Origin of the sequence: Kitasatospora sp. NPDC088160, from assembly GCF_044741445.1 — a bacterium.
Lineage (GTDB): Bacteria > Actinomycetota > Actinomycetes > Streptomycetales > Streptomycetaceae > Kitasatospora.
In genome coordinates, this window is sequence record NZ_JBIUSS010000029.1 from 18,471 (window position 1) to 45,463 (window position 26,993).

22 protein-coding genes and 1 pseudogene are annotated in these 26,993 nt (G+C 72.9%); 12 read left to right on the forward strand and 11 right to left on the reverse strand.

Going from position 1 to position 26,993, the window contains the following annotated elements:
• Nucleotides 1–289: 289 nt before the first annotated feature.
• The 3 genes and pseudogenes from ACIOGZ_RS35070 to ACIOGZ_RS35080 all read left to right on the forward strand — a co-directional run.
• Nucleotides 290–1,354, forward strand: a pseudogene (locus ACIOGZ_RS35070) (type III polyketide synthase); the annotation flags it as partial.
• A 330-nt stretch (nt 1,355–1,684) separates the two neighbouring features.
• Complete coding sequence (locus ACIOGZ_RS35075; RefSeq protein WP_400809415.1) at nt 1,685–3,352, forward strand: multicopper oxidase family protein; 1,668 nt, start codon at nt 1,685–1,687, stop codon at nt 3,350–3,352.
• A 186-nt stretch (nt 3,353–3,538) separates the two neighbouring features.
• A complete protein-coding gene (locus tag ACIOGZ_RS35080) occupies nt 3,539–5,920 on the forward strand; it encodes a LuxR C-terminal-related transcriptional regulator (RefSeq protein ID WP_400988891.1) in 2,382 nt (793 codons plus the stop codon).
• Here the strand turns inward: ACIOGZ_RS35080 and ACIOGZ_RS35085 are convergent.
• Together ACIOGZ_RS35085 and ACIOGZ_RS35090 are read right to left on the reverse strand one after the other, a co-directional pair.
• The gene (locus ACIOGZ_RS35085) at nt 5,910–6,077 is read right to left on the reverse strand and encodes a hypothetical protein (RefSeq protein WP_350876060.1); all 168 of its coding nucleotides are present in this window, start codon (nt 6,075–6,077) and stop codon (nt 5,910–5,912) included. The genes ACIOGZ_RS35080 and ACIOGZ_RS35085 overlap by 11 nt on opposite strands.
• 45 nt (nt 6,078–6,122) lie before the next feature.
• Entirely contained in the window at nt 6,123–6,299 is a 177-nt protein-coding gene (locus ACIOGZ_RS35090) for a hypothetical protein (protein WP_350876063.1), read from the reverse strand.
• Between the two features lie 219 nt (nt 6,300–6,518).
• Between ACIOGZ_RS35090 and lxmK the strand changes: the two genes are divergently transcribed.
• From lxmK to ACIOGZ_RS35115, 5 genes are all read left to right on the forward strand, one after another.
• Nucleotides 6,519–7,721 (forward strand): class V lanthionine synthetase subunit LxmK, encoded by a 1,203-nt coding sequence (gene lxmK / locus ACIOGZ_RS35095; RefSeq protein WP_400988893.1) that lies wholly within the window; start codon nt 6,519–6,521, stop codon nt 7,719–7,721.
• On the forward strand, nt 7,718–8,758 hold the full coding sequence (locus tag ACIOGZ_RS35100) for a T3SS effector HopA1 family protein (protein ID WP_400988894.1): 1,041 nt from the start codon (nt 7,718–7,720) through the stop codon (nt 8,756–8,758). The genes lxmK and ACIOGZ_RS35100 overlap by 4 nt, the downstream gene beginning before the upstream one ends.
• A 5-nt stretch (nt 8,759–8,763) precedes the next feature.
• Nucleotides 8,764–9,744, forward strand: a complete 981-nt coding sequence (locus ACIOGZ_RS35105) for an LLM class flavin-dependent oxidoreductase (RefSeq protein ID WP_400988896.1) — start codon at nt 8,764–8,766, stop codon at nt 9,742–9,744.
• Between the two features lie 179 nt (nt 9,745–9,923).
• Nucleotides 9,924–11,318: an alpha/beta hydrolase gene (locus ACIOGZ_RS35110; RefSeq protein WP_400988897.1), complete on the forward strand. Its 1,395-nt coding sequence runs from the start codon at nt 9,924–9,926 to the stop codon at nt 11,316–11,318.
• 171 nt (nt 11,319–11,489) lie between these two features.
• Entirely contained in the window at nt 11,490–12,680 is a 1,191-nt protein-coding gene (locus ACIOGZ_RS35115; protein WP_400988898.1) for an alpha/beta hydrolase family protein, read from the forward strand.
• Nucleotides 12,681–12,822: 142 nt separating this feature from the next.
• Here ACIOGZ_RS35115 and ACIOGZ_RS35120 read toward each other — a convergent pair whose 3' ends face one another.
• A complete protein-coding gene (locus ACIOGZ_RS35120; protein WP_400988900.1) occupies nt 12,823–14,058 on the reverse strand; it encodes an epoxide hydrolase family protein in 1,236 nt (411 codons plus the stop codon).
• Nucleotides 14,059–14,317: 259 nt separating this feature from the next.
• Nucleotides 14,318–15,376 (reverse strand): helix-turn-helix domain-containing protein, encoded by a 1,059-nt coding sequence (locus ACIOGZ_RS35125; protein WP_400988902.1) that lies wholly within the window; start codon nt 15,374–15,376, stop codon nt 14,318–14,320.
• 110 nt (nt 15,377–15,486) lie between these two features.
• On the opposite strand from ACIOGZ_RS35125, the gene ACIOGZ_RS35130 reads away from it, so the two are divergent.
• The gene (locus ACIOGZ_RS35130; RefSeq protein WP_363581039.1) at nt 15,487–16,464 is read left to right on the forward strand and encodes an alpha/beta hydrolase; all 978 of its coding nucleotides are present in this window, start codon (nt 15,487–15,489) and stop codon (nt 16,462–16,464) included.
• A gap of 331 nt (nt 16,465–16,795) precedes the next feature.
• On the opposite strand, the gene ACIOGZ_RS35135 is transcribed toward ACIOGZ_RS35130, so the two are convergent.
• Together ACIOGZ_RS35135 and ACIOGZ_RS35140 are read right to left on the reverse strand one after the other, a co-directional pair.
• Entirely contained in the window at nt 16,796–17,623 is an 828-nt protein-coding gene (locus ACIOGZ_RS35135) for a lipase family protein (protein ID WP_363581041.1), read from the reverse strand.
• Between the two features lie 195 nt (nt 17,624–17,818).
• A complete protein-coding gene (locus ACIOGZ_RS35140; RefSeq protein WP_363630850.1) occupies nt 17,819–18,697 on the reverse strand; it encodes an oxidoreductase in 879 nt (292 codons plus the stop codon).
• A 376-nt stretch (nt 18,698–19,073) separates the two neighbouring features.
• Between ACIOGZ_RS35140 and ACIOGZ_RS35145 the strand changes: the two genes are divergently transcribed.
• Nucleotides 19,074–19,829, forward strand: a complete 756-nt coding sequence (locus tag ACIOGZ_RS35145; RefSeq protein WP_363581045.1) for an SDR family oxidoreductase — start codon at nt 19,074–19,076, stop codon at nt 19,827–19,829.
• Between the two features lie 177 nt (nt 19,830–20,006).
• Here ACIOGZ_RS35145 and ACIOGZ_RS35150 read toward each other — a convergent pair whose 3' ends face one another.
• From ACIOGZ_RS35150 to ACIOGZ_RS35160, 3 genes are all read right to left on the reverse strand, one after another.
• Nucleotides 20,007–20,870, reverse strand: a complete 864-nt coding sequence (locus ACIOGZ_RS35150; protein WP_400988905.1) for a PIG-L family deacetylase — start codon at nt 20,868–20,870, stop codon at nt 20,007–20,009.
• Between the two features lie 176 nt (nt 20,871–21,046).
• Nucleotides 21,047–21,895 carry a hypothetical protein gene (locus ACIOGZ_RS35155; protein ID WP_400988907.1) on the reverse strand — a complete coding sequence of 283 codons (849 nt, stop codon included), beginning with the start codon at nt 21,893–21,895 and terminating at the stop codon, nt 21,047–21,049.
• Between the two features lie 240 nt (nt 21,896–22,135).
• Nucleotides 22,136–23,182, reverse strand: coding sequence for an Lrp/AsnC family transcriptional regulator (locus tag ACIOGZ_RS35160; protein ID WP_363630853.1), 1,047 nt, complete (start codon nt 23,180–23,182; stop codon nt 22,136–22,138).
• Between the two features lie 150 nt (nt 23,183–23,332).
• On the opposite strand from ACIOGZ_RS35160, the gene ACIOGZ_RS35165 reads away from it, so the two are divergent.
• Both ACIOGZ_RS35165 and ACIOGZ_RS35170 read left to right on the forward strand, forming a co-directional pair.
• Complete coding sequence (locus ACIOGZ_RS35165) at nt 23,333–24,517, forward strand: M20 family metallopeptidase (RefSeq protein ID WP_363581053.1); 1,185 nt, start codon at nt 23,333–23,335, stop codon at nt 24,515–24,517.
• 56 nt (nt 24,518–24,573) lie between these two features.
• Complete coding sequence (locus ACIOGZ_RS35170; protein ID WP_363622167.1) at nt 24,574–24,900, forward strand: nuclear transport factor 2 family protein; 327 nt, start codon at nt 24,574–24,576, stop codon at nt 24,898–24,900.
• 66 nt (nt 24,901–24,966) lie between these two features.
• Here the strand turns inward: ACIOGZ_RS35170 and ACIOGZ_RS35175 are convergent, their stop codons facing one another.
• Both ACIOGZ_RS35175 and ACIOGZ_RS35180 read right to left on the reverse strand, forming a co-directional pair.
• A complete protein-coding gene (locus ACIOGZ_RS35175; RefSeq protein WP_363630855.1) occupies nt 24,967–25,638 on the reverse strand; it encodes a hypothetical protein in 672 nt (223 codons plus the stop codon).
• A 283-nt stretch (nt 25,639–25,921) separates the two neighbouring features.
• On the reverse strand, nt 25,922–26,845 hold the full coding sequence (locus ACIOGZ_RS35180) for a hypothetical protein (protein WP_400809387.1): 924 nt from the start codon (nt 26,843–26,845) through the stop codon (nt 25,922–25,924).
• Nucleotides 26,846–26,993: the final 148 nt, after the last annotated feature.

Sequence of the window (26,993 nt, forward strand, 5' to 3'; positions counted from 1 at the left end):
GCAACACCGCGCACGTCGGCCCGCACACCCCGGGGTGTGCGGGCCGACATGCGGGACGGGCCCGCCTTCCGTAAATTGGGCTAGGTGGCCTGAACCAACTTGCGACCAGCACGACCGCCCGTACCGCGATCATCCGATCCTCGCCCGGTCGGCTCGTCGGCCACTGAGTTGGGTCCCGCCCGGTGCGTCCCGCCGCCCGCGCCCTCCGCGCGTCCGGCTCGCAGCGGCTGCCGTCGAGTGGTGAAATCCCGCCCCGCCAGGGTCGCACCGGGAACACCGCTCGTCTGGAGGAAGTGCCGTGGCAGTTCTGTGCAAACCGGCGATAGACGTACCCGAGCACGTCATCACCAACGAGGAGACCATCGAGCTGGCGCGCAGGCTCCACCCCGACCACCCACAGCTCGAACTGGCGCTGCGTCTCATCAAGAACACCGGAGTGCGCAAGCGGCACCTGATCCAACCCATCGAGGTGGTGCTGAAGCACCCGGGGTGGGACGAACGGAGCGCCGTCTTCGCGACGGAGTCGAAGGCCCGCGTCCCGGCGGTGGTGCTCAGGGCCCTCGAACAGGCCCAAGTGGAGCCGTCCCAGATCGACTTGATCGTCTATGTGTCGTGCACCGGTTTTATGATGCCGTCGCTCACGGCGTGGCTGATCAACAGGCTGGGCTTCCGGCCGGAGACCCGGCAGCTGCCGATCGCCCAACTGGGGTGTGCGGCCGGCGGCGCGGCGGTGAACCGGGCCCATGACTTCTGTTCGGCCTACCCGGGCGCCAACGTGCTGATCGTGGCCTGCGAGTTCTGCTCGCTGTGCTACCAGCCCACGGACCTGGGCGTGGGCTCGCTGCTGTCCAACGGCCTGTTCGGCGACGGGATCGCCGCCGCCGTGGTCCGGGGCGAGGGCGGGACCGGAATGCGGCTGGAACGCAACGGCTCGTACCTCATCCCGGACACCGAGGAGTGGATCTCCTACGCGGTCCGCCCCACCGGATTCCACTTCCAGCTGGACAAGAGGGTGCCGGGGACGATGGAGCCGCTCAGCCCGGCCCTGCGCGCGGTGGCGGAGCAGCACCAGTGGGACGTGGGCACGCTGGACTTCTACATCGTCCACGCCGGTGGCCCACGGATCCTGGACGACCTCAGCCGCTTCCTGGAGGTGCCGCCCGAGGCGTTCCGCTTCAGCCGGGCCACCCTCACCCAGTACGGCAACATCGCCAGTGCGGTCGTGCTCGACGCCCTGGCCCGGATGTTCGACGAGAAGTCGGCCCTCGACGGCCACCAGGGGCTGCTGGCCGGGTTCGGCCCGGGGATCACCGCCGAGATGTCCCTGGGCACCTGGGCGTCGCCCGAATCCTGAACGGCGGCCGGGGCCGGTCGGCCCGACGCCAGTGCCGGCCGGCCGCTCCGGTGCCCACCAGGTGCCCGGCCCCCGCGTCAGTCGTTCCGGGCCCGACGCCAGTGCCGACCGGGGCCCGGGCAGGTGCGGTCGCGCTGCGGAGCGCGCGAAGCTCGCCGATACTGAGCCGACGGGCAGTGACGGAACGTCGCGTCGGCGCTACGGTCCGACACGCCCGGCCCGCGCCGTCGTGCGCGCGGCGGCCACCGAGCAGGGCCGCCGGAAACCACGACCGGCGACCACTGGCCCGGCGGCGCACCGACCGTCCGGCCCTGGACGGAAAGACCGGGAATGCTGAACCGACGAGACCTTTTGAAAGCCGCCGCGATAGGCGGTCCGGCGGTCCTCTTCCCCTGGGACCGCGCACCGGGCGGGGCCCGGGTCTCGTCCCTGGCGTTGTCGGCCGCGCAGGCCGCCCCGGCCCCGCAAGCCGCGCCGCCCAGGTCGGAGGCCAAGCGGTCGGCCGCCCGGATCACCCCCTTCGAGCACGCCATGCCGGTACCCCCCGTGCTGAGCCCGGTGTCGCGGACGGACTCCTCGGACCTGTACCGGCTACGGATGGCCGACACCCAGGCGGAGATCGTCAAGGGGCTGCTGACCACCGTCCGGACCTTCGGCGGCTGCTTCCCCGGCCCGACCATCCGGGCGGTCAGAGGGCGGGAGGTGGTGGTCCAGCAGACCAACGACCTGCGCGTGCACACCTCCGTCCACCTGCACGGCGGCCATGTGCACTCGCGCTACGACGGCCTGCCGATGGACCTCGTCAAGCCCGGCGAGACCCGCGAGTACCGCTACCCCAACGAGCAGGTGGCCGCCTCGCTCTGGTACCACGACCACGCGCACGAGCTGGAGGCCGAGAACGTCTACCGCGGCCTGGCCGGCGCCTACCTGCTCAGCGACCCGCACGAGAGCGGCCTGCCGCTGCCGAACGGCGAGTTCGACATCCCGCTGCTGATCCGGGACGCCCGGATCGAGACCGACGGCAGGCTGGTCTACACCGACCCGTACGCGTGCCCGCACATGCTGGTCAACGGCAAGGAGCGGCCCTACTTCCAGGTGGCCGCGCGCAAGTACCGGCTGCGGGTCTTCAACGTCTCGCCCAACCGCCATGTGTCGCTGCGTCTCGCCGACGGCCAGCCGTTCACCCAGATCGCCTCGGACGGCGGACTGCTCGCCGCGCCGGTGACGGTGCACGAGCTGACCCTGACCGGCGCGGAGCGCGCCGAGATCGTGGTCGACTTCGCCCGCTACCCGGTCGGCGGATCGGTGGTGCTGGAGAACACGGCCGCGCTGGAGAGCGAGCGGACCGAGGTGCTGCGCTTCGACATCACCCGGACGGCCGAGGACCGGAGCCGGATCCCGGACGTCCTGGCCACCCTGCCGCCGATCCCGAAGGCGACGGTGCACCGGGAGTTCGCGCTGACGACCTTCCCGGACGCCAGGATCAACGGGCGCAAGTACGACCCGAAGCGCACCGACGTGCGGACCACCGTCGGCAGCAGCGAGATCTGGACGATCCGCAACCACCTCACCCGCCAGCCGGCCGGGGTCTTCCACGCCCCCCACTCCTTCCACACCCACCTGGTGCAGTTCCGCGTGCTGGACCGTGACGGGGTGCCGGTCGGACCGGCCGAGGCCGGGCTGAAGGACACCGTCACGGTCCACCCGGGGGAGAGCGTCCGGATCGCCATGACCTGGGGCCAGTACCCGGGCGAGTACGTCTACCACTGCCACCACATGGTGCACTCCTCGCACGGCCAGATGGGCCGGATCGACGTGCTGCCCGCGGGATCGAAGGACTCCGGGCGGGAGTCGGAGGACGCCTTGGCCGACTCGTCCCGGTCCACCGGAGCGTCGGCGGCCGGAGCATCGGCGGCGGGAGCCGGTCGACGGCGGTGGCGACGGCGCCACGGGCACCACCACGTGGGCCGCCGCCGTCGGCACCGGGGGCTGCGGTGAGTCCGGAACCGAACGGCAGGCCGGTCCGGGCGAGGGGTTGAGCCTGGCCGCGTGCCGATGCTGAACCGGCGGCGTCCCAGAAGTCTGGGATACCGCCGGTCGGCGCCGCCGTCCAGGATCAGTACGGACGATCCCGCCGGCGCGCCCGCGCTGTGTAGGCGGGCGGAGCCAGCTCTGGAGCCGTCCATGACCATCTTGTTCGAGTCCGGCGTCCCCCAGCGGGAACCTGCGGACCACCGGGCCTTCACGGGCGAACTGTTCGGGCGAGCACGTGAGACGGCCGAGCTGCTGCGGCTGCTCGCCGACCCCGCCGTACCCGGCGTGCTGCTGCACGGCCTACCGGGCAGCGGCAAGACCCGGCTGGCGTTCGCGGTCGCCGAGCAGTACCGGGCGGCGGGCGGGGCGGCCGGAACTCCGGGACCAGCCGAGCTGCTGATGGCTGATCAGGTCGAGCCGGACGACTACCCGGCGCTGCTGGCCCGCTGTGCGCCGCGTGGGGCGAAGCTGCTCGCCACCGGTCGGCTGTCACCCGCCGGCGCCGGCGTGGCGTACCGGGTGGACCCACTGGCCGTTCCGGTGGACTGGTCACCGACCGACCTGGATGCCTTCTGCCGTACCCCCGCGGTAAAGGCCTTCACGGCTGCCCGGCGGGCCTGGAGCCCGGGCTTCACGGTGACCTCCCGGAACCAGCAGACCGTGGGCCGGATCTGCGTGGAACTCCGGGGCCTGCCGGGTGCGTTGGTGCTCGCGGCCCGGGTGGCGGCGCTGGAGGGTGTCGGCACCGTGCTGGCCGCACTCGGCGGGGCGGGGGGAGGCCGCCTGGTGGCCGCCTATGCCGAGCCGCCCGTTCCGCCGGCGGACCGGGCGCCGGGACGGTCGCCGGACCGGTTGCCGGGACGGGAGGTAAAACGGGAGGCAGGGCGACCACCAGGACGGTGCGGCGCGCTCGGCGCCGACGCGGCGCGGCTGATGTCCTGCACACCCCTGTTCGCCGGCGGGTTCGGGCCCGAGGCGCTCCGGGCGGTGTCCGGGATCGCGCCGAGCGCCTTCCCGGCGGCGCTGGAGGCCCTGCTCGATCGGCAGTCGCTGACGCTGGAGGACCGGCCGTCCGGCCGATTGGACGGTGCGGCCGAGACGCGACTGTACGTGCCGTTCGGCGACCTTCCCGAGGTTCGGCCCGCCGGCGGCCCGCTCGTCGTCCTCGCGCTCCGCCATGCGCGCTACTACGCCCGGCTCGCAGCCGGAGCCGCCCGGCGGCTGGCCGCCGGCGACCAGCCGACGGCCCTGCTCGCCCTGCGCGTCGAGGAGGCCAACCTCCGGCTGGCGGTCGGCACACTGACCCGGCACGGGTTCACCGCCGAGGCCCTCGACCTGATGGAGCAGTTGCTCGCCCACGCCCGACTCGTCGGCCTCGGCCCGGACTGGGCCGACCGGCCCGCCGTGCCGCTCGGCGTCACCAGTCCCACCGATCCCGCCGATCCCACCGGCATCACCGGCATCACCGGCGGGCGAGCGCGGGTCCGGCTCGCGCTGATCCGCGCCGAGGCCCGACTGCTCGACGGCGACCACGAGTTGGCGAGTGCCCTGCTGGATGAGGCCGGGGCGGCCTCATCCGTGCCCGACCGATCCCGGACCACGCCCGATGAACCCTCCACGGCGGCCCGACTCCTGCGGCTGCGGGGCCTGACCGGATGCGACCGGGACCCCGACCGAGCGCTCGCCGCCCTCACCGGGGCAGCAGCGCTCCTCCGTGCGGCCGACGACGAACCGGCGGCCCTGCGCGTCGAGTTGGAGGCCGCCCTGGTCGAGCTTCGGGTCGGCCGGACCGGGCGCGGCGCCGCACTGGCGGGCCGGGTGCTGACCGCGGCCCGGCGCCGTGGGGACGTGCTGCTGGTCGGCACGGCCCTGCTGCACCTGGGCCTGATCGCCGCCGCCGGCGGCGATCCGTCCGCGTCCCGCGCCCACTACGTCGAGGGGCTGGCCCACCTGCGCCCGCTCGGCGCGGTCGCCACGCTCGGCGCGCTGGTCGGCCTGGTCGCGAGTCCGCTGCGCCCCGCACCGGCGCGGGCGACCGACGCCGCCCGGCTGCTGGGCAGCTTCCATCCGGGGCGAGCCGGCATTCCCGGCGACCCCGCAGATCCCGACCTGGCCACCGCGCGGCTGCTGCCCGGCATCCGCCGCCGGCTCGCCGAGGACGAGTTCGCCCACGCGCTGGCAACCGGCGCGGCCACCGCGCTCCTGGACCTGCTCTGCTCCTTCTCCCTCGCCCTCCCCCTCGCCGAGCCGGACTCCGCCGAGGCGCCGCCGGGGCGGCAACTGACCAGCCGCCAACTGGAGGTATCGCTCCTGGTGGCCGACGGACTGAGCAACCATCAGATCGCGCGCCGCCTGGGCATCTCGGAGTGGACGGTGGTCAACCACCTCCGCGAGACGATGCGGCGGTTGCAGTGCTCCTCGCGGGTCGGCGTCGCCGGCTGGGTGCACCGCTCCGGCCGCCGGCCGGGCCCCGCCCGCAGCGTGCCGCGGGGCCCGGACGACGTGACGCTCGACGAGTCCGTCAGCCGATGATGGTGATCGTGACGAGCGAGAGGACGACGAGCGAGACGGTCGGGGTGACCTCCAGCTCCGCCGGGACGCCGGCGACGCCGGTGCTGGCGAGCTCCGCGATCGCGGCGTTCGGCGTGGTGTAGGCGGCGTAGCCGCCCATCAGGTCAGCAGTACTCATGTCGAACTCCCTTGAGATGGAGGGGAAATCAGGTCTGCGAGCGGATCACAGCTGGGTGGCGATGGAGACCACCACCAGGGAGATCGCCTCGGTCCACGGGGTGACCGTGAGGACCGGGGTGAACTCCAACTCGGCCGTGATGCCGGTGCTGGCGAGCTCCTCGATCGCCGCGTTCGGGGTGGTGTAGGCGGCGTAGCCGCCCATCAGGTCAGCAGAGCTCATGGTCATCCTCTCGACTCGTCGGATTCGGGCCCGGATCGGGCCCGGATTCGGCTTCGGATTTCGGTCGAGGAGCGGGTTCCTCGACCGCCCCCAGCAGATCAGGCGTTCGATGCCAGTGCCCAGTAGCAGGAAAGTGGGGCATCCTGCCCCCTTGCCCGCTCGGGCATGACAGGATCCTGCCTGTGGTGACCGCCGGCCGGGATCCCTAGCGTGGCCGCCATGGCAGCGACAGTCTCGACTCCACCGGCAACGCCGGCAGCCGACCGGGCCGGCCCCGGCCGCACCCCGGGCCTCTTCGAATACGCGCCCGAAGTGCCGGTGGCACTGGCCGCGTTGGGCTTCGCCCCGCTGGACCCGGACAGCCTGGTGAGCCATCTCGGTCGCAACGACTCGTGGGCGGGACGCACCACGGACGGCACCGGCGTCTTCATCAAACGGCTCGACGGCCAGGCCCCCGACGGAACCGACCGCTATGACCGCTCCTGCGCCTTCGAGTCGGCCCGGACCGGGGCCGGCGCACTCTCCTGGGAGTCGCCGGCGCTGCTCGGCGGCGATCGGAAGCGGTTGGTGCTGGTCTTCGACCTGCTGGTGGATGCCGTCACCGGGAACACCCTCGCCGACGAGGACGGATTCGACACCGGACTCGCCCGGCGGGCCGGCCGGGCGCTCGCCGAGCTGCACGGCTTCCCGACGGCCGACGTCCGGCCCAAGCCCCGCCCCGGCACGCGCACCGGCCACCGGCTGGCCGCGCTGACCGTGGCCGAGTACACCGCGAGCAGCGGCGCCGAACTGGCCCTCTGGGGCCTGCTCCAGCAGGACCGCCGACTGCACGGCGCCCTGCGCGCGTTGGACGCCCGCTCGGCCGCCGCCGACCACCTCCCGGTCCACGGCGACCTGCGGCTGGACCAGTTCCTGCTCTGCGACGGCACGCTCCAGCTGACCGACTGGGAGGAGTTCCAGCTAGCCGACCCGGCGATCGACCTCGGCGGCTTCGTCGGGCAGTGGCTGTACCGCGCGGCGAGTCGGATGTTCACCGGCGTCGACACCGACGAGGTCGATGCGGAGGTCGACGCCACCGATCCCGATCCCGACCCCGACCTCACTGACGCTGACGCCGACGGCGGCCGAGCCGCCGACGCCCACGGCACCCTCATGCGCAGCGGAGAGCGCGAACTGGCCGCCGTCCTCCCGGTGATCGGCGCCTTCTGGCAGGGCTACCGGCAGCACGCCGACCGGCTCGATCCCGAACTCGCCGAGCGGGTGGTCGGGTACGCCGGCTGGCACCTCTTCGACCGCACCATGGCCACCGCGAGCGTCCGGCCCACCCTGAGCGCGGTTCAGCGCGGCATCGCCGGTGTGGGACGCGGGGCACTGCTCGCCCCGGACCGGTTCATCGAGGCGATCGGGCTGGTGGCGTCATGACGTACGTGTCCGAGCAGCTCGCGGCCGCACTCACCGGCATCGATCTCACCGAGTACCCGCAGGCCGTCACGGTGGACGGCCACCGCATCAGCGCCGACTCGCCGCGCGGCCTGCGGATCGCCCTGGGCACGGCGCTCTACGAGCAGTGGCACGCCGGCCTCGACCGGTCGCGCCTCGACCGATCCAGCACCGCCACCCGACTGCCCCGCCGTGACGTGGAGTTCGAGCGGCAGCTGATCTCGGCGACACCGCACGCGGACACGCTCGCCCCCGCCCGCCTGCGCGCCGCCGTCCCGACCGGGGCCGAGGCCGCAGCCGGAGCCGGGGCCGGAGCTGAGTCCGGGACCGGAACCGGGGGCGCCGCCACGGAGTTCACGGTCGAGCTGGGCGGCGTGACGGTCCGCGTCCCGGCCGCCGCCGTCCGGAGCGACGACCCGCGACCGGCGGACACGTCCGTGACCGTCGAGCTGCCTGCCGTCCGTCCCGCGCTGTCGCCCGGCTTCCTGCTGGTGGACGGGCCGCACGGCGGGCCGCACGAGGGCGAGTCGCTGCGGCGGCTCTACCTGCACGTCGAGGACCCCACCGCCGCGCCCGCGGTCTGGGCGGCGCTGCTCCGGGAGCTGGCCGCCCGCTCGCTGCGATACCGGGCCAAGGTGCTGTCCCGGCCCTGGTCGTACCCGCGTCGCGACGCGGTCGTGCTCTACCTCCCCCGCTCCCACGCCGACGAGTTGACGGCCTTGGCGGCGGCGCTGCGCGGCCTGCCCGGCCTCGGCACGCAGACCTCGGTCTTCGCCCACCCCCTGGGGCCGGGCATCGCCACCGCCGACGAGCCCGGCGACACCAGGGCCGGGTGGCGCGGCCGGAGCTTCGGCCAGCACCGGGCGGCGGCGGTGGCCGAAGGAGTACTGCGACACGCGGCCGCCCCGGACGGCCCGGACGGCCCGGCCGGATCAGGCGGACCGGCGCTCGCCGCCTCCGTCGCCCGATCGCTGCGCGACGCGGCCACCGACCCCACCGACCCCTCGCGGAACGGCTGAGCGGCATGCGGATCTCCGTCCTCTTCCCGCACGCCCTCCGCGACCGGGCCGACCTCACCGCGCTGACGGCGCTGGCCTCGCTGGTGGACGCCGGCGCGGCCGACCGGCTCTGGCTCGGGCAGTCCCTGACGGTGGAGAGCCACCAGGCGCTGGCCTGGCTGGCCGGTACGGGGCAGCGGATCCCGGTCGGGCTCTCGGTCACGCTGACTGCTCTGCGACACCCCTTCGAGGCGGCCGCCCAGGCCCAGTCCCTGGCCGTGCTCACCGGACACCGGCCGGTGATCGGCTACGGCGCGGGCGAACCCTCGCTCGTCGGTCGCCTGTTGGGCGCCCCCTACGCCCGGCCGGCCGAGGCCGTGGCGGACTACGTCGGCGCCGTCCGCGCGCTGCTGGACGGCCGGTCGGCCGGGCCTCCCGCACCGGGCCCCGGTTCCGCCGCGCCCGGGCTCCGGCTCCCGCACGGGGAGCCCCCGCCGGCGGTCGAGCTGGGCGCGGGCGTCCTGCGACCCGCCATGGCCCGCGCGGCCGGGCGGGTCGCGGACGTCGCGATCACCTGGATGACCCCGCCCCGGTACGTGGCCGAGGTCCTCGTCCCCGCCCTGGCCGAAGGCGCAGCGACGACGGGCCGGGTGGCGGCCCCGCCGAGAGTGGTGACCGTGGTGCACGCCGCCGTCGCCCGGCCGGGCCGCCACCCGATGGTGCTGGCCCAGCACGGGGCCGGCCGGCACCTGGGCGCGCCGCACTACGCCGACATGCTCCGCCGCGCGGGCCTGCACCTGGACACCCGCGACCCGGTGGCCGGAGCCCGCGAACTCGTCGAGTCCGGTGTCTTCCTCTACGGCACACCGGACCAGCTGGCGACCGAGCTCGCCGCCTACGGGACGGCCGGAGTCGACGAGGTGGTACTGAACCCCGCGGGCGTGGTGCTGGCCCACGGGTGGGACGCCGCGCTGGCGGACCTCACCGAACTCCTCACCTGTTCTTGAGGACGTCGGCGAGGCGTGCCGTCGTGGCGCAGCACGAGGGCGTGGGGGGCGCAGCGGACACGGTTCCGTCCGCCTTCCAGGTCGAATCCGGCCCGAACGCTCGCCATCGAAGTGCCGCGGGGCGCAGGCTGCTTCCGTGACCGCGTCGGCCCGGGCGCGGCGCGAGCGGAAGGACGAACATGACGAGCAAGCGCGGCCGTATCGCCGCTCTGCTGGGTGCCGCCGCGGTGGCCGCCGGGACCACCCTGGCCACCCCCGCAGTCGGCTTCGCCGCCACGGCCGGACCGGCCCGCGCCGGCGGGATCACCGGCCAGGCGCCCTGCCCGGACGCACCGGAGTTCACCTGCGGGACCCTCACCGTCCCGTTCGACCACAGCGGCGCCACCCCCGGCACCCTCGACCTCCAGGTGGCTATCACCGGCAACACCAAGGCCCCCAAGGGCGACCTGCTCTTCCTCACCGGCGGCCCCGGCCAGCCCGGCGTCCCGGCGATCAAGCGGATCGCGGGCAAGCTGGAACCCGTCCTCAAGGACTACCGCCTGGTGATGTACGACCAGCGCGGCACCGGCCGGGGCGCGCTCCAGTGCCCGGGCCTCCAGGAGGACATGGGCTCCTCCGACCTCGCCGCGCCGCGCAAGCAGTCGATCACCGACTGCGCCGCCGCCCTCGGCCCCGACGCCCGCCACTACAGCACCGCGGACACCGTCGCCGACATCGACCTGCTGCGCCGCGCGCTCGGCGACCGGCGCCTCACCCTGGACGGCGTCTCGTACGGCACCATCGTCGCCGAGCGGTACGCGCTCGCCCACCCGGCGCGCGTGGCCCGGCTGGTGCTCGACTCGGTGGCGCCGCAACAGGGTTTCGACCCCCTCGACCTGGCCGCGCTGCCCGCGAGTGCCCGGGTCCTGCGGGCCGCCTGCCGGTCCACCGGCTGCACCACCGACCCGGCCGCCGACCTCGCGGCCACGGTTCGGCGGTACGGCAACGGGGCGCAGGTCCTGAGTGCGCTCACCGGCTACGAGTTCATCGACCCGGACTACGGCGGTGTCCCGGAGATCCTGCACGAGGCCGCCGCAGGGCAGCCCGCGAAGCTCCAGGACTTCTTCGACTTGGTCCACCAGCAGGTCGACGCCGCCCCGGCCGAGGAGCTCAGCCAGGGGCTGCACTCCGCCGCCCTGTGCGCCGACTCGCGCTTCCCGTGGGGCACCACCGACACACCCGTCGCGGGCCGCGCGGCGGCGCTGGAGCGCACCCGGCAGCGGTTGACGGCCGAGCAGACCTGGCCGTACGACCCGACGACCGCGACCGGGCTCGGCAGCCTCCTGGTCTGCCTCGACTGGCCGCGCGAGCGGGTGCCGCCGGCGCCGTCGGAGCACCGCAGGCTGCCGGACGTGCCGGTGCTGCTGCTCGGCGGCGACCGGGACCTGGCCACGCCGTACGAAGTGCTGTACCAGCAGGCGAAGTTGGCGCACGACCCGCAGATCGTGATCGTGCCCGGGGCGGCGCACTCGGTGCAGAACCGGGTGGCGAACCCGGCCGGACGGCAGGCGGTGTACGACTTCCTGCTGAAGTAGCGGGAGCCGTCGGCGGACCGTTCCGCGCGGGGGACGGAACGGCCCGCCGCCTCGCCCCGTCCGGCCTGCTGCGCCGGCCCGTCCGCCTCCTCCGCTGGGATGCCTCATCCCCTTCCCCGTCCTCCTCTGAGGGGATGTCAACTGCTGCGCCCGCGAACTAGCGTTGCCGGCATGACCAGAATCCGTCGTGCTGCCCTGGCCGCCGCGCTCACGCTCGTCCTGCCGCTGCCGATCATCGGGGCGGGTGCGGCGTTCGCCGCGCCTGGGCCCTCCGTCGCAGCTCCCTCCGCGGCCTCGGACAGGTACGGCGTCCACCTGGAGCTGCCCCGCCCGACGGGCCCGCACGCGATCGGACGCAGCACCCTGCACCTCGTCGACCAGCACCGCCGGGATCCCTGGGTGCCGGCCGGGGGTGCCCGGGAACTGATGGTGTCGACGTACTACCCGGCCCGGCCCGGGACCGGCGGACCGGCCCCCTACATGACCACCGAGGAGGCCCGTCTGCTGCTGCAGCAGACGGCTCCGGGCGGCGCCGTCCCGGCCGAGACACTCGGCGGCACCCGCACCTACGCGCACGCCGACGCCCGGCCGGAGCGCGGCAGGTTCCCCCTGCTGGTGCTCTCGCCCGGCCTCACGCTGCCGCGCGCCACCCTCACCGGCCTCGCCGAGGACCTGGCCAGTCGCGGGTACGTCGTCGCGCTGGTCGACCACACCTACGAGTCCACCGGTGTGACCTTCCCCGACGGACGGACCCGCACCTGCGTCGTCTGCGACCAGACGCCCACCCTCGACGGCCTGGAGGCGATAGCCCGGAGCCGGGCCGAGGATCTCTCCTTCGTCGTCGATCAGTTGACCGACCGTCATTCGCCGTGGCGGTACGCCGGCATGATCGACCCGCAACGGATCGGCATGGCCGGGCACTCCATCGGCGGTGACGCCGCCGCCGCGACCATGGCCGGTGACGACCGGGTACGAGCCGGGGTGAACATGGACGGCACCTTCTTCGCGCCGGTTCCCGCCACCGGCCTCCAGGGCCGCCCCTTCCTCATGTTCGGCACCCTGGCCAACCACAGCCCGGGCGGCGCGGACACCAGCTGGGACCGCGACTGGGCGCGCCTGGACGGCTGGAAGCGGTGGCTGACCATCGCCGGCTCCGACCACTCCAGCTTCACCGACCTGCCCGTCCTCGCCGCACAGTTGGGCGTGACCGACCCCGCCGTGCCGATCCCGGCACAGCGCGCGGAGGAGATCACCCGCGCCTACGTCGGGGCCTTCTTCGACCTGCACCTGCGCGGCATCCCGCAGCCGCTGCTCGACGGCCCGTCACCGGCCGACCCGGAGGTCGCCTTCCAGCACCCCTGATCCCGCCGTCGACCCCGCGCGGGGTCCCGGTAGGGGGCGGCTCAGGCGGACGGTGCGGTGGGTGGTGCGGGCCGACCGGCCCGCACCACCCCCGCCGGGCAGCGTTCGTCCGGCCTGTCGCCGGGCCAGCCGGCAGGGCTGTTCAGGGCCTGCGGTCGTGGAAGGTGAGGCGCAGGTCGCCCACCCAGGCGTCGGGGTTCTCCCAGGGGATGAAGTGGCCGCCGCGGTCGTGGGCGTTGACGTTGACGTGGTTGAACCAGCCGGCCTGCGGGCCGGTCTTGAACGCCCGGACGCGTTCGTCGGCGGTGTGGATACCGGGTGGGTTCTCGTACGTGACGAGAGTGAGGCCGACCGGGGCCTGGACGACCGGGGTGCGGTCGTGGGCGGGGGTCCAGGGGTAGCGGTTGGCATTGGCGTAGTAACGCATCGACGTGGCGATGGAGTTGTTCACCCAGTAGATCGTGGCGTGGGTGAGCAGGTCGTCCTTGGTGAAGACGGATTCGACGTCTCCGCCGTTGTCGCTCCAGGCGTTCCAGCGCTCCAGCAGCCAGGCGAGCAGCCCGGCGGGGGAGTCGCTCAGCCCGTGGGCCAGGGTGGCGCCGTCGAGCGTGTGCACGGCGAGGTGGGACGCCAAGCGGTGGTCCAGCTCGATGGTGCGGGCGCGGACGTCGGCGGGCTGGTCGTCGGTGAGGGGCCGGTTCCGGGCGAAGTCCCAGGCGCGGGGGCCGGTGAAGAAGTCGAGCGGCAGCCCGGAGCCGATGTGGATGCCGTACAGCTCGTCGGCGTACTTGTGGCCGAGCTGGCTGGAGACGATCCCGCCGATGTCGCAGCCCCCGGCGGCGTACTTCTCGTATCCCAGGGTCTCGGTCATCAGGGTGTGCCAGAGGTCGGAGACCTTCCAGAAGTTGACGTCGGGAAAGCCGGTGAGCGGGCCGGGGAAGCCGAAGCCGGGCAGGGACGGCACGATGACGTCGAACGCGTCGGCGGGGTCGCCGCCGTATGCGGCCGGGTCGGCGAGCGGGCCGATCACCTTCGACCAGTGCCAGAACGTCCACGGCCAGCCGTGGGTGAGGATCAACGGGATCGGGCGGGGGCCGCGGCCGGGCTTGCGCATGAAGTGCACCGGGACACCGCCGACGCTCACCCGGTAGTGCTCGTGGGCGTTGACGGCGGCCTCGGCCTTGCGCCAGTCGTAGCCGTCCCGCCAGTAGGCGACCAGCTCACGGAGGTAGCTGTCCGGGACGCCGTAGGACCAGTCCTCGTTCCCCTCGTCCAGCGGGGCACGGGTCAGTGTGAGACGGGTGCGCAGGTCGTCGAGGACCTCGTCGGGCACGTGGATCGGGGCGGGTTCCAGGGGGAAGGCGTGCGGGGCGGTCATGGCGTGGTTCCTTTCCGGGGAGGAGGAAATGGTGCCGTCGGCGTGTCGGTCGGTCGGGTGGCGGGCCGGGCCGTCCTGAGGAGTGCGGGCAGCGACGCGGCGAGTGCCTGCCGCTGGTGTGCGGGTCGAACCGGCCGGCCAGGTCGGCCAGATGGCCGATGTACTCCTTATCTAGATCTAGCGGAGAGCGCCCTCATGGTCTTCGACGTGACCGCCCCCCCGAGGACTGCGACTGCTGCTCGGTGGCTAGGGAAGGGGGCTAGGGAAGGGGACCGTTGAGGTTGAGTCGGTGGAGGGCCAGGGCGAGGTGGAGGCGTGTGCGTCCTTGCGGGGTGTCGGGGGCGAAGCCGAGGGCGGCGGTCAGCTTGGGCAGGCGCGCCTGGAATGTGGAGTGGTGCAGATGCAACGCGGCGGCTGCCTGGCGCAGGCTGCCGTGGGCTTCGAGGGCGGCCAGGGTTTCCAGCGCGCCGGTGCCGGCTCTTTCCGCCGCACGCAGCGCGCGCACATCCTCGATCAACGCGTTGTGCGGGGAGACATGCTCGGCCACGAGGGCCAGGCCGCCCAGCGCGTCGTAGTTGAGGTGGCGCGGACCGTGGGTCTCGGCTGTCAGCCGCAGCGCCGTCAGCGCTCCGTGCCATGATCGCGGCAGCCCACCGGCTTCCACGGCGGGGCCCAGCCCGGCTCTTGGCCCGTGCTCGGTCCCGATGCCGGGTCCAAGGCTCGCGGTGGGCTCGGTCGTGGTGTCGACGACGATGGCGGCGGTCACGCGTCCGAGGCGAGTGCTCCACCGGTTGATCGTTGGATCATCCGGGTTTCCCAGCAGGGCCGCGACCCTGAATCTCGCTGCGGGAAGGGCGAGTCTGCGCACGCCCTGCGCGCGGGCTGCGGGTGTGGCCTCCGGTGAGAGCAGCACTTCCACGCTGGCCGGGTCGTGTGTGGCGGCCCGGCCGCGGGTTCGGTCCAGGACGATGCCCGCCCCGGCCGCGAGGCGTTCGAGAACGATGGCGTCGGTGGGCAGCGACATGCCGGTGCGTTCGAGCCAGACCCGGCCTGCGGTCGTACCGCGTAGTGCGGTGCCGGGCCAGGAGGGAACGTCCGCGGCCGGTTCCAGCCGGTGGCCGTCGGGATGGATGCGCACCAGGACGTGACGGTCGGGATCGGCCAGCCCCGCCGTGCAGCCCGAGAGGATGGCCCCGGCCCTGACGAAGGCATCGAGGCCGGCCCGCTGCTCGACGAGGGTGTCGAAGTAGGCGATGGCGCGCACCGCGTCCCCGGCGGCGGGATCCAGTGCCGAGAGCCGTTGGAGCAGTTCTTCCACCACTGGACCATATCCGCCACATGGCGGATGACGTGAGCCATCCGGCGGTGGATCGGGCGGCGACCGGCCAGGACACTGGGGCGGCGAACCACTGAAGGAAGGACCCGAGCATGTACTCCCGACCACCGTTCGACCCCGAGTTGGCCGCAATCCTGGCCACCTATCCGCAAGAGGTGCGGGAACTCGGCTGGCTCGGGCCGGCCGATATCCCCGCTTACCGGGAAATGAACGCGACGGTGCCCGGCGGGGCCGACGCGGCCGCGCTGCGCCGGGACGGGGCCGTCGAGATCGAGGAACGCACGGTGCCCGGCCCCGCCGGGGCACCGGAGATCTCGCTGCTCATCATGCGTCCTACCCGCGGCGCGGGCTCACGCCCGTGCGTCTACCACACCCACGGTGGCGGCATGATCTCCGGCAACAAGTGGGAGCTCTCCCACGTGCTCGCCGAGTGGGTGGACGTCCTCGGCATCGTCGGAATCTCGGTGGAGTACCGGCTGGCTCCCGAGCATCCCCATCCCGCACCCGTCGAGGACTGCTATGCCGGGCTGGCGTGGGTCGCGGCCAACGCCGACGAGTTGTCCATCGACCCCGAACGGCTGATCATCTGGGGCACGAGCGCGGGCGGTGGGCTCGCAGCGGCGACGGCGCTGCTGGCTCGGGACCGCGGCGGCCCGGCCCTGGCCCACCAGATGCTGCAGGCGCCGATGCTCGACGACCGCTGTCAGACAGCGTCCAGCCAGGAACTCGACCGCGAGGGATTCTGGGACAGCCGGGCCAACCTGACGGCATGGACCTGCCTGCTCGGGCAGGCCAGGGGCGGGCCCGAGGTCTCGCCCTACGCGGCTCCGGCCCGCGCGGCAGACCTGAGCGGGCTGCCCGCCACCTACATCGACACCGGCCAGGTCGACACCTTCCGGGACGAGACCATCGACTACGCCGCGCGGCTGTCCCGGTCCGGAGTCCCGGTCGAATTGCACGTGTGGCCGGGAGCCTGGCACGCCTTCGCCACCGCCGCGCCGCAGGCGGCCGTCTCGCAACTCGCCATCGCGGCCAGGACCGCCTATCTCCAGCGCGTCCTGGACTACTGATCCGAAAACGACAGCGGGCTGACTCGTCAACAGGCGTGGCGGGGCACCGGTGCGGCGGCCGTATCGACGCCGCCATGCGGGGGAGTCGGGCAGATCCCGTCAGCAGCCGCTTGCTCCAGACGGAGCACGGGCGGTGACCCCGGTATCCGCGTGCGCCGGGTGTGCAGTGTCGGAGACGGAATCCAGCTCCGGCAACGTCAGCACCGCACCGACCGGTACGGCGGAGCCGTTGAACTTCTCCTTGACGTCCCAGCAGGGTGAAGCGGCGCGACCGCTGTTGAGCCACCTGGTCGCGCCGGGGCCACCCGGCCAGCCCCGGGGTGTCCTGCGATCAGGCGGTTGTGGCGAGGTTCTTCTCGAACGCGGCGAGGTAGTTGCGCAGGTGGTGGTCCTTGATGCCGTCGGTCTCGGGGGCGAACATGTCCTGGCGGTAGCCCTTCGCCCGGTCCTTCAACCCGGCGATGAGCGGCATGGCCTCGTGGAGCCCTCCGTCGGCGTCGAAGTAGCGAAGTGCGCTGACGTGGGTGAAGGCCGGCTCGGGCGGGAGCTGGGGGACGATGTCGTTGTTGTTGACGAAGCGGTAGCAGCGGTCCCGGAAAGCCGTGTTGTGGGCGGCGGCGAGAAGGCGTTCACAGGTGCGGGGCTGGCCGAAGGTGTAGACGCCGTCGGGGAGTTGGCGAGGCTCCTCGAAGTACCAGCAGGCGCCGGCCAGCATGGCGAGGGCGCCGCCGAGGCTGTGGCCGGTGAACCAGACGCTCTGCCCGTTGGTGCGCAGTCCCTGGATGGTGTCGCGGATCTCGGGGTAGACGGACCGCAGGGCCTGGTGGAATCCGTAGTGGACGAAGCCCTTGTTCGCCGGTCCGGGAACGGGCGGGGTGCTGACGTCGGTGAGCCAGTCGTAGATCTTCAGGACCTCGGTGCCCCGGAAACCGGTGACGATCATGCGGTCGCTGGCCATCGTGTAGGCCTGGGTGTCCTCGATCAGGAACGGCATCTGGTGCGTCGACTCGAAGTGCCGCACCTCGTCGAAGCCCCAGGCGTGGGCCTTGTCCTCGATGCCGGCCCGGTCCAGCACGGCCAGTCCGGCGGCCTGCGCCATCCAGTAGGCGTGGGGGAGGGAATAGCGGGTCGTCGAGTGGTCCAGAGCGGAGATGGCCATCGGTGTCCTCCGGGAAGCGGGCCAGCGGGTCGCCCAGCAACCTAGCGCCGCATGCGAACGGAGGGGAGCCGGAAGCGCGGAAGGCCACCCGGACGGGCGCAACCGCGGCGGGACCCGGATCCGGGCGGGCGGTGAGGGAACCGCCGCAGGACACGGGCGCCCGGCCATGGTCGAGGTTGAGGACCACGGTGAGGACTACCGCGCTCTCGCCGAGCCGATGGTGTCGAGTTCGGCGACCGCGTCGGCGGGCAGCACCAGGTCGGCCGCGGCGGTGTTCTCGCGCAGGTGGGCGATGGAGGAGGTGCCGGGGATCAGGACGGTGGTGGCCGAGCGCTGCAACAGCCAGGCCAGTGCGACCTGTTGCGGGGAGGCGTCGAGGCGGGCGGCGACATCGTTGAGCACCTGGGACTGGAGCGGGCTGAAGCCGCCCAAGGGGAAGAACGAGGCGAAGGCGATGTTCTGGTCCGCGCAGCGGTCCACGAGTGTGTCGTCCTGCCGGTTGGCCAGGTTGTAGAGGTTCTGCACGGTGACGACCGGGGCGATGGCCTGCGCCTCGGTGAGCTGGGCGTCGGAGACGCCGCTGATGCCCAGGTGGCGGATCAGCCCCTGACGGCGCAGGTCGGCCAAGGCGCCGAACCGCTCGGCGATGGGCGCGTCGGAGATGTTTTCCACCGAGTCCAGGCGCAGGTTGACGACGTCCAGGGCCTCCAGGCCGAGGTGCCGGAGGTTGTCGTGGACCTGGGCCTTGAGGTCCGCGGGTTCCTGCGAGGGGATCCAGTCGCCGGTCTCGTTGCGGCGGGCGCCGACCTTGGTGACGATGTGCAGTCCGGCCGGGTAGGGGTGCAGGGCTTCCTTGATGAGTGCGTTGACGACGAACGGCCCGTAGTAGTCGCTGGTGTCGATGTGGGTGATGCCCAGCTCGACGGCTTCGCGCAGGACCGCCAAGGCCTGGTCGCGGTCCTTGGGGGGACCGAGGACGCCGGGGCCGGCCAACTGCATGGCGCCGTAGCCCATCCGGCTGAGGGTGAGGTCGGGGGCCAGGGTGAGGGTGCCGCCGGGAGCGCTGCTGGTCATGTCGTGCCTTTCGCCGGTTTCGCTGAGGCCGGGGGCGACGAATCGGATGCTCGTGGACAGCCCGGCGTGATTCCTAACTCTGGGGGAGCGGGGGTGGGCGGGGCGGCACCCCGGTGTTCCTGGGCGTGGCAGGGACACCCGCCCGTGGCGTGATGCGGGCCGGCACCAAGCCGTGGGCCTTTCCCCCGTGCGTGGTGGTGAGTGCCGATCGCCACGGGCGCAAGCCGCGGGACCTCGACATGCGGGCCCTGGCACGCCGCCATAGCGTGAGCGTGGTGGTGGCGGCGAGACGCCAGGCACACCCGTCCGGGCCGGCGGGCCTGCCCGGCTTCCCCCCTTCCCTCCCCTTCCTCCGGCTCCCGATGAGGAGAGTTCCATGCCCGGCCATACGCTCAAGGACAAGGTCGTCGTCATCGCAGGCGCATCGAAGAACCTCGGCAGCCTCATCGCCAAGGAGTGCGCCCGGGACGGTGCCAGGATCGTTGTGCACTACAACAGCGATTCCTCCCGCGACAAAGCCGAGCAGACGGCGGCCGACGTGAAGAAGCTCGGCGGCGACGCCATCGTCCATCAGGGCGACCTGAGCGGGGTCGCCGAGGTGGAGACGCTGTTCGACACCGCGGTGCGTGCCTTCGGCAAGGTCGATTGCATGGTCAACACGGCCGGCATGGTCATCAAGAAGCCCATGACGGAGACCACGGAGGAAGAGTTCGACAGGATGTTCGCCGTCAACACCAAGGCGGCGTACTTCATGATGCGCGAGGCGGCCAAGCGTCTGGAGGACGGCGGGAAGATCGTCACGATCGTGACCTCGCTGCTGGCCGCCTACACCGGCCTGTACTCCGTCTACGCCGGTAGCAAGTCCCCCGTCGAGCACTTCACCCGCGCCCTGTCCAAGGAACTGTTCGGCCGCAACATCTCCGTCAACAACGTCGCCCCCGGCCCGATGGACACCTCGTTCTTCTACCCGGCCGAGACCGACGACTCCGTCGCCTACCACAAGTCGTCCTCCATGAACGGGGAGCTCACCAGGATCGAGGACATCGCCCCGCTCGTGAAGTTCCTGCTCACCGACGGCTGGTGGATCAACGGGCAGACCGTGTTCGCCAACGGCGGCTACACCACCCGCTGATCCGACGGCCCGCACCGGTTCGGTCACCGGCGCGGGCACGGGTACCGGCAGCCAGGGCTCCGGTCCAGGTCTGGGCCCTTGCCGACTGCCCCCGAGTGGAAGCGGCCACGCCCTTCCGGGCGTGGCCTGCATCGTTTCGTCCGGGGCCCGGGCCTGCCCTGCGGCTCAGCCTGCGGCTCAGCGCAGGCCGGTGAACAGGTCCTTCTCGGGCAGCGCCGCGCCGGTGGTGTCGAGGACCCGGACGAACGTCTCCACGCCCATCAGCTCGGTGAACCGCTCCCGGCCCATCTTCAGGAAGAAGATGTTCTCGCCCTGGCTGGCGTGCGCGAGCAGCGCGTCGTACTTCTGCCCGCCGAAGGCGGTGGCGTCCACCCAGGTGGTGATCTCCTCGTCGGGCAGCCCGATCGGGGGCAGCTCCACGGCCTCCCCGGTGGGCTCCGGATTGTCCCCGTCGCCCCCGTCGCCCCCGTCGTTCCCGTCGGCGCCGAACTCGCGCATGAGCTCGCCGAAGCGCTGCATCATCGAGTGCGGCGCCGTGGTCCAGTACACCTTGGGCGTCAGGGCGGCCTGGGTGAGGGCGGCCATGGTGATGCGGTTGGCCTGGATGTGGTCGGGGTGGCCGTAGAAGCCGTTCTCGTCGTAGGTCACGACGACGTCGGGCCGGTAGTGGAGCATCAGGTCGGCGAGCCGGGCAGCGCCGTCGGCGACGGGGGTGCTCCAGAACGATCCCGGGGCGTCGTTGGCGGGCCAGCCCATCATCCCGGAGTCGCCGTAGCCGAGCAGTTCGAGGTGGTCGACCCCGAGGACCCGGCAGCTGGCTTCGAGTTCCTGGCGGCGCAGTTCGGCGACGGCGGCGGGGTCGTGGCCCTCCTCGCCCGGCTTGGCGCCGCCGGGGCCGTCGCCGCAGGCGCCGTCGGTACAGGTGACGAGGACGGTGCGGATGCCCTCGGCGGCGTAGCGGGCGAGGACGCCGCCGGTCGAGGTGGCCTCGTCGTCGGGGTGGGCGTGCACTGCCATCAGCGTCAGGGGCCGGTCGGCCATGGGTGTCGTCCTCCGGTCGGTCGGGTGTGGTCCGCCTCCCAGTCTGCGCCAGCGCCTCGGGCGGCTCGGGCCCGGGGTGGTCGAGGCCGCCGGGCAGGTCGGCGGGGTGGCGCCGCCAGGCGGTGCGCTCGGCCTCTCGGCCGCCTCGCGGGGCTTCCGGGGTGTGGGCGGCGAGGTCAGCCGGTGGTGCAGTTGCCGGGTCGGCAGTCGCGCCAGGGGCCCCAGGCGCCGCCCGGGGCCTGCTCGGAGATCTGGGCGAACCACGAGGAGGCGTTCCACATGTGCGCGACCACGGTCAACGTCCCGTCGGCCGACTCGGTGACGGAGGAGGGGGTGGCGACCCCGGACGGCAGCGGACCGGATCCCAGGGCGGTCCAGGAGCCCCAGACACCGGGGGCGCTCTGCTCGTTGACGTACAACTGCGGGCTGCTTGAGCCCTGGTAGACCTCGAAGAAGGCCAGCGTGCCGTCCGCCCGCTGGAAGGCCACCGGCGCCCCGAAGAACCTCGGCACGCCCGCCCCGGCGGGGCCGAAGGGCTCGGGTGCCGACCACGGCCCGTCCGGGCCGGCCTGGTGCATCCGGACCAGGACCGACGACTGGTACCCGATGGTGAACACCTCCAGGGCGCCGTCGGCGTCCGCGGCGGCGGTGAGCACCTGGTTCTGGAAGTTGAGGTTCATGCCGTTGACCTGGCTCCAGGCGCCGAACGGGCCGCCGGGGGCGGACTGCGTCTGGTACCAGATGGTCTGTCCGGTGGCGTAGTCGGTCGAGAAGACCGCGAACCGTGCCTGGGTGCCGTCGGGACGGGTGACCGTGGTGGACTGCCCCTCGGTGCCCGGGGGCGTGGTGGTGTCCCGGGGCCGGTCCGCCGTCGACGACGCGGTCGCCGGTGCCTGTACCGGGGCCGGTGCCTGGGTCCGTGCCTGGGCCTGGGCCTGGGCGGATGGTGCGAGGAGGCCGACTGCGCCGATGAGTGCGGCGCAGACGGTCGCCGCCGCCGTGCGTCGCCGTGCGCTCCTGGGCATGGTTGGTCCCTGCCTTCCGATCGGTCTGCGGGGCCCGGAGCCGGGCAGTGGCGCGGGCCGTCGGCCATCCTGCCCACCAGGGCGACCGGTACGGGCGCCTACACCCGGAAATGGCCGGAACACGCGGGCGGGCCGCCGGGCCTGCGCGAGGCGGCCCGCGGCTCCTGGCGGCTCCTGGCGACGGCGCGTTGCGGCGCCGACCGGTCCGAACGACTGAACGGCTGAACGGCTGAACGGCCGTCAGGAGACCGGGACCGGGTCCCGCCAGATGTCCAGCGGAACGGCGCGGACCGCGCGTCCGTCCGCGTCGAGGATCCGGCCCATCCGCTTCACGGTGCGCAGCGACACGCGGCGCTCGGCCACCCGCAGGTCGGGGAACCTGCGGGCGAGAGCGGTTTCCAGCCGCTGGACGTCGGCGAGGGAGCGCTGCCAGACGGAGAGCAGGAGGTTGTGAGGGCCGGTGACGGACACGCACAGCCGGACCTCGGGGAGTCTGGCGAGCTGGGGTCCGACCTCGTCGAGCCGGTCCGGGGGGAGGTTGGCCCGGAAGGTCGCCAGGACCGGCCGGCCGGCGTCGCGGGCGGCGATCTCGCAGCGGAAGCGGATCGCGTCGGAGGCGGCCAGCCGGTCGAGGCGCCGGCGCAGCGTGGACGGGCTGAGCCCGGTGGCGGCGGCCAGCTCGGCTTGGCCGAGGCGGCCGTCGACGCCCAGTCTGATGAGCAACTCCCGGTCTTCTTGCCGGACTTCAGCTCGTGCGCCGGACGGCGTCCCGTAGCCCGCCGGGTGATCGTCGTGCAGTTCCACGCGCTGGGCGGGGTCCAGCGAGTCCAGTCGCCAGCGGATCCCCTCGGCGTAGAAGCCGGTCGCCAGGTGGACGCGGACGGCGTTGACCCCGGGGAGTGGGCCGAGCCGTTCGGCGGTGTACCGGGAGACCATCGCCAGGTCGGTGAAGGCCACGGTGACGACGAGGTCGCAGCCCTGGGCGAGGTGCTCGATGCTCATCACGTGCGGGTCCTCGGCCAATTCGTCGGCGATCTGCCGGAGCCGGTCGGGAGCGCAGTCGAGGTCGAGGTAGGCGACGCACCCGCGGTCCTCGGGGTGCGGCAGGCCGTAGGCGGTCACCCAGGCGATCCCGGCCTGCGAGAGCCGGTGCCAGCGGCGGGCGGCGGTGACCGGGCTGATCCCGAGCGTCTGGCCGAGCAGGGACCAGGGTGCGCGGGGCCGCAGTTGCAGCGCGTTCACCAGGGCGAGGTCCAGCTCGTCCACCGTCACCTCGGCGCCGGTCACGGCCGGCTGCCGGTGGATTCGTTCATCGAAGGGCCTCCTGGTGGCGTGATCCTGCGAAATCGCGGGAAAATCCCGCCGAGAGATCCAGAATCACGGAACAAGATCGCTCTGCACAAGTTCCCGCCACGCGCGGGATCGACGGAGGTGCCCGTGTCCCTGCACGACGACGCTCTCGCTCTGGCCCCGGACCTGGTCCGGCTGCGCCACGACCTGCACCGGTTCCCGGAGCTGGGACTGACCCTGCCGCGCACCCAGGAGCGGGTGCTGCGGGCCCTGGACGGACTGCCGCTGGAGGTGAGCCAGGGCTCCGCGCTGAGCTCGGTCACCGCGGTGCTGCGCGGCGGCCGACCGGGGCCGGCGGTGCTGCTGCGCGGCGACATGGACGGCCTGCCGGTCGCCGAGAAGGCCCCGCTGCCGTTCGCCGCCGACAACGGGGCCATGCACGCCTGCGGACACGATCTGCACACCACCATGCTCGCGGGTGCCGCACACCTGCTGGCCGCACGGCGGGAACAGCTCCACGGCGACGTGGTCTTCATGTTCCAGCCGGGCGAGGAGGGGTGGGACGGAGCCGGAGCCATGCTGGCCGAGGGCGTCCTCGACGCGGCAGGCAGGCGCCCGGTCGCCGCCTACGCCCTGCACGTGTCGTCGGCCATGCGGCACGGGGAGTTCGGCTCCCGGCGCGGGCCGATCATGGCCGCTTCCACTGCGCTGAACGTCACCGTCCACGGTGCGGGCGGCCACGGCTCGGTACCGCACCGGGCCAAGGACCCCATCCCGGCGGCCTGCGAGATGGTCACCGCCCTGCAGACCATGGTGACCCGCCGCTTCGACGTGTTCGATCCGGTGGTGGTCACCGTCGGGCTGATCCAGGCCGGTACCCAGCGCAACATCATCCCCGAGACCGCCTACTTCGAGGCGACCGTGCGCACCTTCTCCGCCGAGGCGCAGTCCAAGGCCGCCGACACCACGGTGGAGCTGGTCAGGGCCATCGCGGCCGCCCACGGCCTGCGGGCCGAGGTCGAGTACCTTCCCCAGTACCCGGTGACCGTGACCGACGGGGCCGAGACCGACTTCCTGGCGGACACCGTCCGGGAGGTCTTCGGCGAGGAGCGCTTCCAGTCGATGCCGAACCCGATGACCGGGTCGGAGGACTTCTCCCGGGTCCTGGACGCCGTGCCGGGATCGTTCGTGTGGCTCGGCGCCGCCCCGAAGGGGACCGACCCCGACGACCTGCCGGTCAACCACTCGCCCTACGCGGAGTTCGACGACGCGGTGCTCCCCGACGGGGCCGCGCTCTACGCCGAACTCGCCACCCGCCGTCTCGCGGCCTGAGCCCGGCTGAACCCGTAATACGTAATTCGTACACCGAGGAAGGGACGACCAATCACATGACCGAACCGCGCGAGGTGGTCGAGCAGCAGCTCGCCGCCTACAACAGCCACGACATCGACGCCTTCGTCGCCACCTATGCCGAGGACGTCACGATCCACCGGGCCGACGGCACCCGACTTCAGGGTCGGCAGGCTCTGCGCGACAGGTACGCCGGACAGTTCGCCAAGGGCCGCTGCCGGGCGGAGATCGTGGGGCGGCTCAGCGAAGGCGACTGGGTGGTCGACCACGAAGTCGCCCACGGCCTGGCCGACGAGCCGGTCCGCGTCCTGGTGGCCTACCGGGTGCGCGAAGGCCTCATCGACCGCGTCGACTTCCTGGGCTGAACCAGCGCAGGCCCGTACGGCGGTCGCCGTCGTACGGCCGGTCCGCGCCCCGTCGGTGAATCGCCGTCAGAGGCCGGGGACGGCGTCCTTCGCGACGGTGTGCCAGTTGGTGACGATCGGCTTGTCGACCGGCGTGTCGCCGACGGGGATGCTGGCCGGGTTGGGGTCGGCGTTGCCGATGCCCACGATGACGTCGGTGAACTGGACCGCCTGGTTGTCCTTGGTGGTCTTCGTCATGATGCCCGCGTACGCGACCTTGGCGCCGCTCAGGGTGATCGGTTCGCCGGTGGCCTGCTCGGCGTTGGCGGCCTCGATGCCGCGCGAGCCGAACGCGATGGTGGGGTGGGTGCCGGGGAGCGTGCAGGTGATGCCCGGCTTGGCCTTGGCCGTGATCAGGAGGTAGCCGCCGGCCTGGGATTCGGCCTTCGCGCCGAGGACCAGGTCGTTGGCGCCGCAGGCCTGGCCGTAGCCGGTCTTGTCGGCGGCGGGGGAGGAGGCCGCGTCGGGCGACTTCGGCGTGGAGGACGACTTCGGCGTCGAGGGCGACGTGGGCGCGGCGGCGGCTTTCGTCGGCGAGGCCCCGGTGGATGCGGTTGCGGCCCTGGTGGGCGCGGCGGCGGTGGCCGCGGGGCTGGCGGCGGTGGAGCCCGTGTCGCTGTTGTCCGGCCCGCAGGCCGTCGCGGTGGCGGCGAGCGCCGCGACGGCGGCGGCGGTGAGGGCGAGGCGGCGCGTGCGCATGAGGTCTCCCGATGTCGTTCGACCGGTGAGGTTCACCGGGTGTGATCACCGTAGGCGGGGGTCGTTCACAGGCAGGTGCGGGAAGTATCCCGATCCTGTCCCAGAAACCGATGGGCCCTGTCCGCCGGACAGTTGACGGCTCACCCGCGCAGGGCGCCCACGCCATGCCCTCGCCCCGGCGGGTGCCCTCACCCCCGGCGGGCCGAACCGCGTCCCCGACACCGTGGTCGTCCGGTAGCCGCACCGCCCGGGCAGGCAGGGCCCGCCTGCCCGGGAGGCAGTCTCAGACGCCGTCCTTGTGGCCGTTCGCGACGAGCAGCCGCTCCATGCTCTTGTGGGCGGGGGCGGCCTCGGTGTTGCCGTCGTCGTGGAACATCCTGAGGTACTGGATGAGGGCGCTCACGCACTTGTCCCGCCCGTCGTACTCCGCGTTGTCGACGAGTCGGCAGTCCTTCGAGATCTCCCTCATCTGCCCGCCGGGAGCGGTGTACACGGGGTGCCAGATCAGCTTCACGTCCGGGTTCAGCCGCTGGACCAGCCGTAGTTCCGGGACCTCCAGCCTGATGAGGATGCTCTCCGGAGCGTAGGCCCGTACGAAGATGTGCACGGGGCCGGTCGCGCGGGACACGAAGGCCTTGGACAGGACGCTCCACATCGGCCCCGTCAGCTTCCAGTCCGGGTGCAGCTCCAGGACGTTGAGCACACTGCCGATCCGGGTCCGTCCCAGGGGCGTGTGGCCCTTCCGGTACGCGTAGTCACTGGTCTCGATGCCGCCCGCCCACAGGGCCATGGTGGGCGTCTCGATCTCCAGGTGCTCGGCCACGAGCTTGACGAACTCCTGGTACCAGGAGTTCGACGCCCGGAGCTCGCGCTGCTCCTGGCGGTCGCTCGTCTTCGCCATGGCCTCGTCGTTCAGCGTGCCCTGCGAGTCGACCCCGCCGAGCAGCAGTTGCCAGGCGGCGTCGGCCTGGGGTTGGGGGATGCCCGCGGCCTTCGTCAGCTCCTGGTACGGCCCCCACTCGGGGTGCTCGGTGGGCCTCGTGGCGTAGTGCTCGTCCAGGCCGCCCTTCTGGCGCTGCACCTGGCGTGTCACCGCCGCGTTCCCCACCCGCCGCTGAAGCGCGGCCAGGCCCGTGAGGCGCGCCCCGCGCTCGGCGGCGGCCGGCGCCGCCGTCTGCCGCTCCGCGGTTCTCCGTGTCTCGCGCACGCCCTCCCCGTCCTTCCAGCCGCCCCCGCCCGCCGAGTCTAGGGGCGGCGGGAGCGATTGGACGAGGGACGAAAGGGCAGAACCGGGGCCACGGTCAGCCCCTCCGTGGTGCCGGCCCGGCAGCCGCCCACTCCCGAAGCGACCCGCC